Origin of the sequence: Beggiatoa leptomitoformis, from assembly GCF_001305575.3 — a bacterium.
Taxonomy (GTDB): Bacteria; Pseudomonadota; Gammaproteobacteria; order Beggiatoales; family Beggiatoaceae; genus Beggiatoa; species Beggiatoa leptomitoformis.
Genome location: NZ_CP012373.2, coordinates 3452516 through 3465942 on the forward strand (window position 1 = coordinate 3452516; position 13427 = coordinate 3465942).

The following is a 13427-nucleotide window of genomic DNA, read 5'->3' on the forward strand; positions in this document are numbered from 1 at the left end:
CTCTTTTAGCATCTTTTTGGAATATGCCCTTTCTGCCAAACAACCCATTAAACTTACGACAGGGGCGAATTTATCGCCCCGATGGCTGTTTATAGTGCTTTAATAAATACTTTAGAATTGCGTTGATAATTGTATAACGCCCGTCTGGCAACGGGGAGCGCGTCAATATTAGCAGGCACAAACCCACGTTCTTGAAACCAATGTGCCGTATGCGTAGTCAACACAAAAATCCGCCGTATGCCTAAACGGCGAGCCTCACGTTCAGCATACGCGAGTAACATATCGCCTCGGTCTGACCCCTGATAAATAGGACGAACCGCAACACAAGCCAACTCGGCAATATCTTCTTCAACAAAGGGATAAAGCGCGGCACACGCGATAATCATTCCATCACGCTCTTGCAAAGTGAAATGGTTAATTTCCATTTCTAACTTTTCCCGTGAGCGTCGCACCAAAATACCCGCCTCTTCTAATGGGCGAATCAGTTCAATCAATCCCGCAACGTCATCAACAGTCGCTTTACGGAAATGCTCAAACGGGTCGGTACTAATGAGCGTTCCGATGCCATCACGACTAAATAACTCCATCAATAACGCACCATCCACATCATCAGAAACCAAATGCACCCGATGCACGCCTTTTTGACAAGCCCGAATCGCATTCGCAAGTTGTCGCTTCACATGTTCCGACAAGGTACTGGTGGTTAAAAACCGTTGCGCTTCTAATAAAGTAAACTGTTGAACTAACGAACCTTCATGGTCAAAAATCCCTTCTGCTTCTGTTAAACAAACCCATTTGTGCGCCCGCAAACCAATAGCAACCTCGGTGGCGACATCCTCCGTTAATAAATTAAAGGCCTCGCCTGTGGGGGAATATCCCATGGGTGGAATTAATACAATACACCCCTCATCTAAGCGTCGAGTAATCGCCTCTGTGTCAATCCGACGCACTTCGCCCGTATAAATGTAATCCACCCCATCACGCACCCCAACAGGACGTGCTGTAATAAAATTGCCCGACGCGGTTCTGATTCGCACATCAGCGGTTGGGGAATTCGTCAACCCCATAGACAAATAACTTTCAATAACGCTACTCACCTCACCACACGCGGCTTTCACACAACTCAAGGTTATTTCATCAGTAATGCGCAAACCGTTTGCATAATTTGGTTTTTGTCCACGAATTGCCAACTCCTCATCAATTTGCGTTCGCACGCCATGCACAAGCACAATACGAATGCCTAAACTATTTAATAACGCAATATCATGAATGAGATGTCCAAAGTAAGGACTTTGTACTGCCTCACCCACAAAACTAATAACAACGGTTTTTCCCCGATGCGCATGAATATAAGGGGATGCCTGCCGAAACCATTCGACGAACTGCTGAGAATATTCAGATGACATATAGATAAATAATGTATTAAGAGAGGCGATGGAAAAGGTAAAAAAGTATAGGGCAAATGAGGGAATTATGTTATGGGCGAGAAGGGAAACAAATGCGGGACAACAACCTTTTTTAAAAACCTATCCGAGCCAGAACTCACTGCATTATCAACATTGTAAGACAAGAAAATTAAGGCTTTCACATGAGCGGATTCTGATTCAGACAGATTTTTAGACGTAATGGTATCGGTATCACTTTTGCGTACAGTCCATTACTCGACCTAATATATTTACGCATTTTCCACAGAAAACGCTAATACCTGCTGAATTTGCTGCGCACCTACTTTTAACATCAACAATCTATCCAAACCAATGGCAACCCCAGCACAATCGGGTAATCCCGAATGCAACGCCGTTAAGAAATTTTCATCAATCGGATATTGAGGCAACTGTAAATCTGCACGACGTTGCAAATCCTCAATAAAACGGCGACGCTGCTCTATCGGGTCTGCCAACTCATGAAAACCATTCGCCAATTCCATCCCCTGAAAATACACCTCAAAACGTTCTGCTAACTGTGGATTATCAAGACATTTACGTGCTAAAGCCGCTTGTGTAGCAGGAAAATATTGCACAACCGTTGGGCAAGTTTTCCCAATGTGCGGTTCAACTTGGACACTCATCAAAAACTGCAAACAACTATCCCTATCTAACGGCTGAGTTGTCACCAATCCCGCCGCAACCGTTGCATACTGCAATGCTTCTAACGGCGTATGTAACGGATGTAACCCCGTATATTGCTGGAAAACATCACAATAATTAACAATCTCTACAGGAGAACACGCCAAAACCGTTTGTAATAACGCACTGACTTCATCAATCAACGCAGACAAAGAAAAATGCGGACGATACCACTCTAACAAACTAAACTCAGGATTATGCTTTTTACCTGCCTCGCCATCCCGAAAAACCTTACAAATTTGAAAAATTGCACCGCTACCGCTGGCTAATAAACGTTTCATCGGCAATTCTGGCGACGTTTGCAAAAACAACTGTAACGGCTTATCTCCATGATAATACGTATGAAAAGGCGCAATCATCGGCTCTGGCACACTGGCGGATGATAAAATGGGCGTTTCCACCTCCCACACATCCCGCGCCTGAAAAAAAGCCCGTATTGTTTGATAAAACTGACTACGCGAGCGCAAAACCGCCAGCGTTGCAGAAGGTTGCCAAGGGAGCGAGGGAACTGTTTTCATAACTGTCTTGATTCACCATCAAAAAAACTTTTCAATTAACTATCTGTTATAACAATCGTTTTAACTGCGCAAGATAAGCTTGCTCATCAGGCAAGGTATTATTCCGTTGCGCGAGCCACAAGGTTTCTGCCAAACATTCCAATATCTTATGTTCAAGCTCATGCACATCGCGTGCTTTTGCACGCAAGGCTTGATAAACCGTGCGAATCCCAGCAGGGCGGTCGGTACTCAGTTGCTCACGAATCGCGATATGCAATCCTAAATGCAAAAACGGATTTGTTTCGCCCATTTCTGGTAAAAAATCTTTATCAACAACATCAGGTTGTAACATTTGTTGGTATTCAGGATGCATTAATAACACATCTAAAATCATACTTTCTAATGGTTCTAGTGGTGTTTTTGCAAGGTGTTTTCGCCATACTTCTATAAAAAAACGGCGGGTGGTATCGCGTTTGTCGGCAAACATAGGGAATTAGACGGGGTATGTGTGAATTAAGAAGATTATACGGGATTTTTTGTTTGTGTGATGAATTGGGAAACCGCATTAAGCAAGCGGTGCATAAACAGATGTGTTATGCACCAGAAATATTAGGATAATAAAATGGTTAGGCTTTTTTATAAATTAATCAACCGCAGATTCAACGGGTGTGACTTTGTTATTACTACCTCGCCATAAATAATGGGTTAATGCTAATCCTGCTTGTTTTTCTGCTTCGGGGTCTTTAGGCATTTCCAAACGTAGGGCTTCGTAGAGCAGATGACGATGTACATCAAAAGTAGCTTCGATAAGTTGTCCGTAAATATCAGCCGCTTTTAGGGCTAGTAAATAACCTGAACAGATTAAAAACAATGCGATTGATGGAGCAAACCAGCTCCAAATTGTCCAGATAAAAAATAATATTCCCCATGCAACTAATTGAATCGCCTCGTCAAGTGCATCGCGGGTGGCAGACAGTTCTTTTTGTGTTGATTCGGGAAGCACTAACCAAAGGCGAGACCAGCAGATAATTGAATCTAACCCATACTTTTTATAAGAGCGTTGTTCATAACCGCGTAAAATATTACCTAAACGAGTGGGCATTGGAGGGGTTATATCTGATGTTGATGCAATTTCCCCTTTTAACTTGGTATATATCAATGATTCTTTGCTAGTTAATGGCTGTTTTTGCAACACTTTAGCATCAAGTTCAGACCAACGATTTAATCGTTGCTGATATTGATTTTCATAAAACTGAATTTTTTTAACATAAAACCAATGCAATCCATAATCAGACCAATTGTAGCCTTCTAATAAACGCAATAGCTCAAATTGTAAGGCTTTTACAATTGCACTTGATAATACAATCAATGTAGTTAAGATTAAAATTAAAACTATCATTTCAGATTCTTGCATGGTACGCAAAAAGTCCCAAACACCAAGCCAATCTTTTGTTATATATCTTTCTTTATCTGCTAATACTTTGTTAAAACGCAGTTTATCAATGGCTTCCCAATTAATAATGCTGAATAACCAAAGAAAAAAACCACCTAACCAAAAAAAGAGGCTCGTTTTTAAAGGCGTGCTTAACCAGCCTTGAAACACACCACTGAGTTTAGCAAACATTAGTATATCCTATTGTTTTGTCATGAGTAATTCGCAGGTTTGACAAGTAGGTGGATTTGATAAAACTCTTGGAAATCGTTGGATATGATTGTTTGGGCATTTATATACTGTTAATGGCATTTCAGATAAATCAGGGTCACCCGCTAATGGTGAATAACTTTTATCATTATTTGTAGGTAGTGGAACTCTCTTTTCCATCCATTTTCGTGTTTCCTCATATTGACGCAACAAACTTCTTAGTGGTCGTTTAATTGACTCGCCTGATTCGGCACGTGCGAATAATGATTCTAGTTCTTTTTCAACAGATTCGGCTTTTTTACCTAATAATTTTGGTAATTCAGCTAAAATGTTTTTAGCTTCAGTGATTAGTTTGTTTTCTTCGTCTGAACTCATGAGATTAAATACCTGTGTAACTAAATGCTGCCCAATAATAAGGATGTCTAAAGATTTGCTCGGTGTCTGCTGAAAAACCGATAGCATCTTCCATTTTTTCAATCGTTTCATCTGAAAGATGGTTGTTTTCTATAAAAGCAAGTTTCTCGGTATTTGTGCTGTTCCGCACCCAAATCTGTGCCAATCGCAAGGCTTTTGCAGGATTATCAGGATATTCATTAAACCAACGGTGATAAAACTGTGCCATCAATAACATGGTGCTTAAATCTGCCACTGACCACAGGGACGCTACCACTCCCGCCACGCCCGCTTGCAATAAACTGGTGGGTAAACTTACCACTTCCTCAACTTGTTTTACGCCTATCATCCCTGTTTCACAAGCGGACAAACTGACTAAACGGGCATTGAGTTGTGCGTTTAAGAAATCCTGCACGGTTAGCATTTCATTATGTGCCATTAACAACCCTGTTTTTAATGGGTCTTCTGGTTTTGCACCGCCATGACAAGAAAAATGTAACACGGAATAACCATTATTCAGCACATTTTTAACAGCTTCTTGGGTTGCTTTTTCATGAGCAAAAATATCAGCTTGTGCAAAATACTGTTGAATTGCCTGTATTTCTACCGTACAACTGGGCAAAGCATTGGCTTTAACGGGACGCGGTTCATTAATCGCTAATAATTTCTGTGCGGGGATTTGTGCGCGTTTGCGAGCAGTTTGTAAAGAAAGCGCATTCGGTGCATAGCTAATCGTGTAATCATCTAACACATAACGGCGTTTACTATCAGTTGTTACATAAGCAGCCGCGTGAAGCGGTAATAAATTTAATAATCCGATGGGAATTAGCGTGGTTTGTGAATTTGGGGGAGTATTTTGCAAAATCGGTTGCATGACGGCTTGACAAAGCCATTCTGTCATCGTTTCTATGGCTTTAAACCAAGTTTCACCACGTTCATCATAAGCATTAAAATAGCCATTTATTTTTTCTAACAAAGTCGCCTCTTTTAATTCAGGCAAAGCAGTCGCTTGAATTTGTCCCTGAAAAACGTTTAAGGCATAACCGCCTTTTTTTGTAAAGAAAATATAAATTAATGCTTGTTGCTTAGAAACTTGCTTAACGGTGTTTATATCGGTTGCAATTAATAAAAAGCTTTCATGTCCTTGTAACTGGCGAATGTCCGCTAGCAATGCGTTAAATTGCTTTTCTGCGGTTTGCCATTCAGATTGTGCTTTTTCGCGGAGATTTTCAGGCGCGTTTTGGTAAAAGCGTTGTGCATTATTGACGACTTGCAAAGAATCTTGATAACGCGCGTATAATTCAGGGCTATCTTGTTGTAATTGGGCTAAATCAGCATTAGAACGGGCTAACGCACTGCTTAATAAACGTGCAACCCCTTGTTCTAAGGCTTCAACTGCACCTTCAAGTTGTTTTGTTCGAATCCGTGCATACGCGACTCTTACCGCAATGCCTTGTGTATCTTTCAAAAAGGCTTCTTGATGTTCACGCAACAATTGTTTTTCGACTAACAAATTGCTGTTTTTTTGGACAACAGGATAAGCTTCTTCAATTAAATTCCAATTTTCATATTTGTATCCCCAATTCAACAGATTACGTGCTGCTCCCGCCCGTTCCTCAAGCGAGTATTCTTCGCCTAATTTAATAGCTTCGCGACATTTATTTATCCCATTATCTAAATCTTGTGATTCCCCTGAAGCGTCATAGCGATTTATATATGCTGTTGCTAAACCATTTAAAAACTTGGGGTAGTTAGACGAATTACGAGGAGTTTTTTCAACCGACTCTTCATAAGCCTTTAATCCTTCAATTAAATCACTTGGGGTCTTTAAGCGTTCATAGTGATCTGTAAGACAATTACCCAGCGTATGGTGTAAAAGTGGTAACTCTAAATTTGGGGGTAGAGATTCTTTAAGCTCTATCGCTTGCGCATAGTGTTCAATGGCTTCGCTAGAATATTTAACCATATCTTTTTCAAAGCACTTGAGCCTATCTTCTCCAAAAAATTTTGAACCCTTTGAACAAAAATTCTTTGCAGAAATAGCTAAATTATTTTTTAAACCACTCAATAATGCAAAAGAATCACAATGATTCGGAATTTTAGCAATAAGTTGCTGATAAATTTCAAAGCATTTATTATAAGATTCTTTTGAACTTAAACGTGCGGCATACTCTTGAACTGCAATACCTAAACTATTTAACCGTTCAATGAGGGCAGGAGAATCAGATTTGGTTCGATCAACAGTAAATTTCAGCTTTTCAATAGCATCATCTAAATCAGTGATTTGACCTTCTTTCCAAAACTTTTCTAAGTATTTAACCCCTTCATTATGAATATAATAGAGTGTAGTTCGTGAAGTATTTTTTAACATATCCTCATATCGATTCCAAATCAGCTCCGGCTTATCTGGTTTATATTTTTCGATATGAACCTTAATAATTTTTCTAATTTCCGCTTTATTAGTAATTAATTCAGGAAATATCTGCAAAACCTGATTTAATTCCTTACCATTAGAAACCTGAAGAAACGCATTTACTGCCTCAATCAATCGCTCATCCATTCCCCATTCTCCCCAAAAAAATCATCGTTTGGATATTAGAGCATTCTAATTAATGAATATCAATAATTTTTCTAAAAATTAAAGCCTTATATCTAGCAAACATCAAGATTGTTGCATTTATCTACACACTATTTAGCACTATCAAATTCTGTACTGATAAAATATGCTCTTCTACCACACTACTGTGTAATATTCGTGAATATTTTATTATTAGATACCGCAACTGAAGCCTGTTCTTGTGCCTTGTCTGTACAAGGTAATCTTACGCAACGCTTTACCCTAGACCCACGCAAACATGCCGAACTTATTTTGCCTATGGCAGATGATTTGTTGCAGACCGCAGGATTAACGCCTAGCGACTTGGATGCGGTCGCGTTTGGTTGTGGACCGGGTAGTTTTACAGGGTTACGCATTGCGTGTGGTGTTGCACAAGGGATTGCATTTGCTGCGACTATTCCTGTTATTCCTGTGTCCAATTTGGCTATTTTGGCACAAATGGCTTATGCAGAATGGGGGGAAAAACAGGTATTAACCGCTATTGATGCGCGTTTACAAGAGGTTTATTGGGGAATTTATCAGTTGGATGCGGCGGGGGTTATGGTTTTGCAGGGTGAGGAGTGTGTTTGTCCCGCACAACAAGTGCCTGTTCCAATAAGTAATGGTTGGTTTGGTATGGGGTCGGGTTGGCAAGCCTATGCAGATGTGTTGTCACAGCGTCTGGCTGGCGCGCTTACAAGGTATAAAGGGGATGTTTATCCCACTGCTGGTGCGATGTTACCGCTGGCATTGCAGGCATTAGCACAGGGAAAAACCGTGAGTGCCGCAGAGGCGATGCCTGTTTATTTACGCAATAAAGTCGTTTGAGTGGTTTTAACTATCAGGCTGAATTAGGATTTATCGTATGAATCTGTGTCAATCCTAACGCAGCGTAGCGATTAGTTTATAGCCAGTTCCCCATTAAAATGAAGGGCGACCAGTAAAAAGGGTGTTGATAACGGCGGTCTTTCATGAGTGCAAGTTGTGCTTGTTGTAAAGATTCGGCTTTGTTTAGGTGGTTTTTTGCCCGTAATTGGTAGAGTTTTCCCATTAATTGCCCTGTGCTTTCGTCGTCAACTTGCCATAAGGTTGCAATCACGCTTTTCGCGCCGCGTATTTGCGCGAGTGTGCCAAAGCCTTCAATCTCTTTTCCATCGGCTTTTTTATTGCCCATTGCGGTATTACAGGCGGATAAGGTAAGTAAATCTAAGGGGCTAAAGTCGTAACCAATCCGAATTTGAGCAAGCGTTAATTTATCGCCATTGCCGAGTAGTAAGTAGGAATTGCTATCACCGCCGATGGGTTCAAATACGAAATGGCTGGCAATGTGCAAAATGGGTACGCCTAAGTCTAGGATATCGTTGAGTGATTGGGCATTAAACGCGTTATTGAGTTTAATTTCACCGTGTAAGACGGATTGAATACTTTGTAGTTCTTTTTCTACGGCAGGGAGTGCGTTAAATCCGTCCATTGCTTGGCTGACACCAAAGCCTGCAAAATTGCTGTCTGCTGCGGGCTTGCTTTCTAAATTGCTTTTTGCCGCTTCGGTATAGAGAACCACGGCGTAGTTTTCTGCAATATAGTTTTTACCATCATGTAGTGCGGCGATGGGGATGTAACGCAATACGCCATCTAACGATACCATAAGCGTTTTAGCGTCGGCTTGTTGTAAATCGGCTGCTATGGGTTTGATTATAATATTATATAATTCTTGTGCTTGTGGAATCGGTGAGCGGGTGATTGTTTGTAGGCTGGTGCGAAAGGTTTCGAGTTTGTTGCGTAAAATAGCTTCATTAATCACGGTTTGGCGGACTAGTTGTGTCTCGGGCGTTGTGAGAATAATGTAGAGTTTATCTGGTGTGATGAGATAATGGATTAATACAGCACCATGTCCTAAATTGCGCAGGGTATTTTGTAGCGGTTTTAGTTTGCTTAAGTTTCGTTCACCAACTTCCATCGCACGGTCTGAGCCTGTTTCTTTCAGTTGTGTTTTTAGTTCTTTTAAATAACGTTGAAAGGCTTGTTCTGCAACTTTTGTGTCTTGGAGCAATACGGCATAACGTGCGTCTTCTTCTGGCGTTAAAGTCGATAGGCGTTTTTTCTGTTTTAGCTGTTCGCGTTCTTTTGCCAAACTCACTAATTGCTTGTTAATGTCATCATAACGGGTTGCCCATTGTTGTTCTATGGAATTGTAAGGATTTGCACCCATCCGTTGGGTATTACTAAAATCAGCATATTCATCTGCTTTTAATAAGCCTAAAATTTCTTGTGCTTCAACCGTGCGTCCTTGTGCCAGTAGAAAATCAGCAACTTGTTGATAAACTGTTTTTTTATCTTCAATAAAGGTGGTTTGTAACGATTTGTCTAGCTGTTTAACGTTACTGCGTAATTGTTGAATAGTATCAATGGCTTTTTTACCCCAGAAAATAGCATCATCGTTTTGTGCTTGTTTTGCTAATAGATGGCTGTAATGATTTTGTACTTTCCATAATAATTCTGGTTCAGAACTCGCTAGGGGTAGGGCGCGTTCGAATAAAGCCTTTGCTTCAGGTAAATTGCCTAATTCTTGGTTTAATTCAGCCAAGCCATTCAAACTTTGCGCAATATCAGGGTGTTCCGCGCCTAATGTTTTTTCTCGAATCGCTAATGCCCGTTCATAATAAGATTTGGCGTTGGCATAGTCGCCCATGCTGTAATAAAGCCAGCCGATATTGTTCAAACTGAGGGCAACACGTGGGTGGTCTTTGCCCAAAACCGTTTCCCAAATGTTTAATGAGCGTTCATAGTAGCGTTTTGCTTGCTCATAATCGCCTGTGTTGTAATACACCAGTGCGATATTATTTAAGCTTAATGCAACATCGGTATTTTTTTCGCCAAAAACCTTTTCCCAAATGGCTAATGCTTTTTCATACATTGGTTTAGCTTGCGCATAATCACCAATATTGTAATACAGCAAACCCAGATTGTTATAGGCTAAGGCAACATCTGCATGTTCTTGTCCGTAAACGTTTTCAACGATTTGTAATGACCGTTCATACATTTTTTTCGATTGGGCATAATCACCCGTGCTGTAATACAACAAAGCTAAATTATTTAAGCTCTGTGCAACATCAGGATGTTCTTTTCCATAAACTTTTTCTCGAATAGCCAATGCCCGCTCATACAGTTTTTTAGCTTGTCCATAATCGCCCATACCATAATATAATAAGGCTAAATTATTTAAACTTAAGGCAATATCAGGATGCTCAGGATTCAGTTGTTGTTCACGAATGGCTAGCGCACGTTCATATAAGGCTTTAGACCGTGGATAATCACCCATATCATAATAAAGTAAGGCTAAATTATTTAAACTGAGTGAAACATAAAGATGATTTGGATTTAATAACTTTTCCCGTGTCGCTAATGCCTCTTCATACAATGGTTTAGCTTCTTGATAGCGTCCCATATTGTAGTATAACAATGCTAAGTTATTTAAACTCACAGTGGTTTCAATACTTTCACGTCCATAGGTAGCTTCACGCAGTTGTACAGATTGTTTGTGCATTTGCTCTGCTTCTTTATAGCGTCCTGTTTGTCTGTATAATTCTGCCAAATTATTTAAACTTTCTAAGGTATAGGGATTATTATCGCCATATAATTTTTTTCTAATCGTTAAGGCTTTTTCATACAAGGGTCTAGCTTGAGAAAACTCGCCTGTTTTGCGATATAACTCGGCTAATTCATTCGCCGTGTTGGCGACATTAGCGTGTTCTGCCCCTAAATTTGTTTCCTGAATAGATAAAACCAATTGATATAATGGCTTTGCAAGTGAAAACTCATTCATATCACGATACAAAATAGCCAAGTTTTCCGCGCTCAGGGCAACATAATCATGTGTATTACCAAACATTTTTTGGCGAATACTTAAGGCTTTTTCATATAAAGGGCGCGCTTTTACATAATTTCCCTGATTGTAATACAATAATGCTAAGTTATTCATACTCGTTGTTGTTTCTAATGTCTCATCCCCTAACAATTTTTCCCTTATCGCTAATGCACGTTGATGCAAGGGTTCTGCCGCTGCATAATGTCCCGCTAACCGATAGGCTTCCGCTAACATATTGAGTGTAGAAGCAATATCAGCATGTTCTTGCCCATAAAGCGATTCTTGCGCGTTTAATAAGGTTTGATAACGATTAATGGTTTTTTCTGTATCTGTCTGCATACTTGCAATGTATGCTAGCCAATCCAAGGCATTAATCATTTGTTCTTGATTTTTAACCGATGTTGTCAGCTCAAGCAGTTGCTGAAAATCTGTTTCAGCCGCTGCATACTGTTCCAGTTTAAAGTGAACTTCCCCTTGATGTGCAAGAAAATTAATATGTTCAGTAACATTTGTAGCGCAATCGGTCGTTAGCAAGATATTCAAATGCCTTAAGGCCTGCTGCCATTCACTACGTTCTTTTAAAGCCAAAACAGCATTAAATCGCCGTTCACAAGCAGGGGACAAATCAGCCGCCTGCCCCAACACAGTGGAAAATAAGAGGAAAAATAATAAAGCAATACGCATGATTTTCTCTCAACTATCGAATTTGTTAAGTTTTTTGCGAAAGCAAATTTAATTTGTCACAAACGCTTAATAATATTAACAAGATATTAGTACTTGTCTGCACAACATTATTTACACAATACCCTTAAACCTTTAAGTAGATATAATCTTTAACGACAATATGTTAGATTAAGAATACTGCATTCTCTTTAAAACGCTATAGATGACGAGTAATAACTTGGGTAGTGCTAAAAGTAGTGATATTAAAATGGTGAAACAGAAAAGATAGAAGAGTCCCTAAAATGCTAACTTGCCCAAGCTGTAAAGCGACACATATCGTGAAATATGGAAAAACCCGCACAGGGACACAAAACTACAAATGTCGCGAATGCGGACGGAGATTTGTAGAACAGCCTGGCAAGAAATACATAAGCCAAGAGACTTGGGCACAGGTAGATAAGCTATTAAAAGAGAATTTTTTATGATTTAACAATATGTTAAGACAGCATGTCAGTCGTTTAGTGAGGAAAATCTTATCTTTCTCCAAGAAGATAGAAAATCACATCGGAGCTACTACTTTTTTCATTAACGATTACAACAAATCACTACTTCTTTAGTACTACCCAATATTAGTATGCACTACGTAACAGAAAGTATGTGCAATGAAACAAGTAACAATGAGATGAAATTTACACAAACCCCACTTGCTGGCGCGTACCTGATTGAACCTGAACTGAAGATTGATGAACGAGTTTTTTTTGCTCGCGCATGGTGTGAACAAGAATTTACCGCACAAGGACTAAATCCGCGACTTGTACAATGTAATATTTCGTTTAACCACAAAAAAGGTACATTGCGCGGTATGCACTACCAAGCAAAACCGCATGAAGAGGTTTGTACTACAGGGCAATTTATGATGTGATTGTGGATATTCGCCCTGATTAGCCAACATTTAAAAGCTTTTGCGGTAGAATTAACGGCAAATAATCATAAAATGCTGTATATTCCCGTGGGTTTCGCGCGTGGATTCCAAACATTTAGTGGATAATACCGAAGTGTTTTATCAAATGTCTGCTTTTTATCATGTTGAGAGTACGCGGGGGATTCGGTGGGATTCTCCTCTCGTAGGTATTCAATGGTTGATTGAAAACCCTATTATTTCTGAGAGAGATGGAGGTTTTTAGGGTGGTTAAACGAACTGTATTAGATATAACAAATAAAAGTTTAATTTTTATGAAAAAATATCACTAACTGGTGCAGCAGGATTTATTGGGCGACAATGTATTGTCCCATCATTGAATAAAGGGTATGAGGTTCATGCCGTTTACTCACAGATTAACCCTTGTTTACATCATGAGCATCTTTATTGGCATCAAGCCAATCTGCTAGAGGATGCGCAATTAAAAAGCCTGATTGCAACCGTAAAACCAAGTCACTTATTACATTTTGCGTGGTATGCAGTTCCCGGTAAATACTGGACAGCAAAAGAAAACTTTGAATGGTTACAAGCCAGCATAGCGTTATTACGCTTTGATAATTATTTTACACGTTAGTGTTACATGCACTAATTGATTCAAAATGAATATTACATCAATGAATCTGAAAAAATCATCGGTGTTTTTATAATCTTACGTTCCTAACTGAC

11 protein-coding genes and 2 pseudogenes are annotated in these 13427 nt (G+C 39.7%); 6 read left to right on the forward strand and 7 right to left on the reverse strand.

Translation table 11 applies throughout. The features are described from left to right. Positions 1-89: 89 nt before the first annotated feature. The 6 genes from argA to AL038_RS14600 all read right to left on the reverse strand — a co-directional run bounded on the left by argA (position 90) and on the right by AL038_RS14600 (position 7218). Positions 90-1406 (reverse strand): amino-acid N-acetyltransferase, encoded by a 1317-nt coding sequence (gene argA / locus AL038_RS14575; protein WP_062154015.1) that lies wholly within the window; start codon positions 1404-1406, stop codon positions 90-92. A 269-nt stretch (positions 1407-1675) separates the two neighbouring features. Beyond that, on the reverse strand, positions 1676-2644 hold the full coding sequence (gene epmA, locus AL038_RS14580; RefSeq protein WP_062154018.1) for an EF-P lysine aminoacylase EpmA: 969 nt from the start codon (positions 2642-2644) through the stop codon (positions 1676-1678). Positions 2645-2690: 46 nt separating this feature from the next. Next, positions 2691-3110, reverse strand: a complete 420-nt coding sequence (locus tag AL038_RS14585) for a DUF1841 family protein (protein WP_062154020.1) — start codon at positions 3108-3110, stop codon at positions 2691-2693. Positions 3111-3266: 156 nt separating this feature from the next. Then, positions 3267-4247: a hypothetical protein gene (locus tag AL038_RS14590; protein WP_062154023.1), complete on the reverse strand. Its 981-nt coding sequence runs from the start codon at positions 4245-4247 to the stop codon at positions 3267-3269. A 9-nt stretch (positions 4248-4256) separates the two neighbouring features. Then, a complete protein-coding gene (locus tag AL038_RS14595) occupies positions 4257-4640 on the reverse strand; it encodes a hypothetical protein (protein WP_062154025.1) in 384 nt (127 codons plus the stop codon). 4 nt (positions 4641-4644) lie between these two features. Beyond that, positions 4645-7218, reverse strand: a complete 2574-nt coding sequence (locus AL038_RS14600; RefSeq protein WP_062154027.1) for a CHAT domain-containing protein — start codon at positions 7216-7218, stop codon at positions 4645-4647. Between the two features lie 195 nt (positions 7219-7413). On the opposite strand from AL038_RS14600, the gene tsaB reads away from it, so the two are divergent. Beyond that, positions 7414-8082: a tRNA (adenosine(37)-N6)-threonylcarbamoyltransferase complex dimerization subunit type 1 TsaB gene (gene tsaB / locus AL038_RS14605; protein WP_062154029.1), complete on the forward strand. Its 669-nt coding sequence runs from the start codon at positions 7414-7416 to the stop codon at positions 8080-8082. Between the two features lie 76 nt (positions 8083-8158). On the opposite strand, the gene AL038_RS14610 is transcribed toward tsaB, so the two are convergent. Next, complete coding sequence (locus AL038_RS14610; protein ID WP_062154031.1) at positions 8159-11803, reverse strand: CHAT domain-containing tetratricopeptide repeat protein; 3645 nt, start codon at positions 11801-11803, stop codon at positions 8159-8161. A gap of 281 nt (positions 11804-12084) precedes the next feature. Here AL038_RS14610 and AL038_RS18590 point away from each other — a divergent pair, with 281 nt between their 5' ends. The 5 genes and pseudogenes from AL038_RS18590 to AL038_RS14625 all read left to right on the forward strand — a co-directional run bounded on the left by AL038_RS18590 (position 12085) and on the right by AL038_RS14625 (position 13335). Beyond that, entirely contained in the window at positions 12085-12267 is a 183-nt protein-coding gene (locus AL038_RS18590; protein ID WP_066246148.1) for an IS1/IS1595 family N-terminal zinc-binding domain-containing protein, read from the forward strand. A gap of 3 nt (positions 12268-12270) precedes the next feature. Next, positions 12271-12399 (forward strand): annotated as a pseudogene (locus AL038_RS18595) (IS1 family transposase); the annotation flags it as partial. A gap of 65 nt (positions 12400-12464) precedes the next feature. Continuing rightward, positions 12465-12830: pseudogene (locus AL038_RS14620) on the forward strand (dTDP-4-dehydrorhamnose 3,5-epimerase family protein). A gap of 19 nt (positions 12831-12849) precedes the next feature. Continuing rightward, positions 12850-12966 (forward strand): cupin domain-containing protein, encoded by a 117-nt coding sequence (locus tag AL038_RS18825; protein ID WP_272898053.1) that lies wholly within the window; start codon positions 12850-12852, stop codon positions 12964-12966. Positions 12967-13023: 57 nt separating this feature from the next. Beyond that, positions 13024-13335, forward strand: coding sequence for an NAD-dependent epimerase/dehydratase family protein (locus tag AL038_RS14625; RefSeq protein ID WP_083991540.1), 312 nt, complete (start codon positions 13024-13026; stop codon positions 13333-13335). The last annotated feature ends 92 nt before the right edge of the window (positions 13336-13427 follow it).

Excerpts from the sequence above, each read along its gene's own strand:
- argA (WP_062154015.1), bottom strand. The coding sequence starts at position 1,406 with ATGTCATCTGAATATTCTCAGCAGTTCGTCGAATGGTTTCGGCAGGCA.
- epmA (WP_062154018.1), bottom strand. The coding sequence starts at position 2,644 with ATGAAAACAGTTCCCTCGCTCCCTTGGCAACCTTCTGCAACGCTGGCG.
- AL038_RS14585 (WP_062154020.1), bottom strand. The coding sequence starts at position 3,110 with ATGTTTGCCGACAAACGCGATACCACCCGCCGTTTTTTTATAGAAGTA.
- AL038_RS14590 (WP_062154023.1), bottom strand. The coding sequence starts at position 4,247 with ATGTTTGCTAAACTCAGTGGTGTGTTTCAAGGCTGGTTAAGCACGCCT.
- AL038_RS14595 (WP_062154025.1), bottom strand. The coding sequence starts at position 4,640 with ATGAGTTCAGACGAAGAAAACAAACTAATCACTGAAGCTAAAAACATT.
- AL038_RS14600 (WP_062154027.1), bottom strand. The coding sequence starts at position 7,218 with ATGGATGAGCGATTGATTGAGGCAGTAAATGCGTTTCTTCAGGTTTCT.
- AL038_RS14610 (WP_062154031.1), bottom strand. The coding sequence starts at position 11,803 with ATGCGTATTGCTTTATTATTTTTCCTCTTATTTTCCACTGTGTTGGGG.
- AL038_RS18590 (WP_066246148.1), top strand. The coding sequence starts at position 12,085 with ATGCTAACTTGCCCAAGCTGTAAAGCGACACATATCGTGAAATATGGA.
- AL038_RS18825 (WP_272898053.1), top strand. The coding sequence starts at position 12,850 with ATGTCTGCTTTTTATCATGTTGAGAGTACGCGGGGGATTCGGTGGGAT.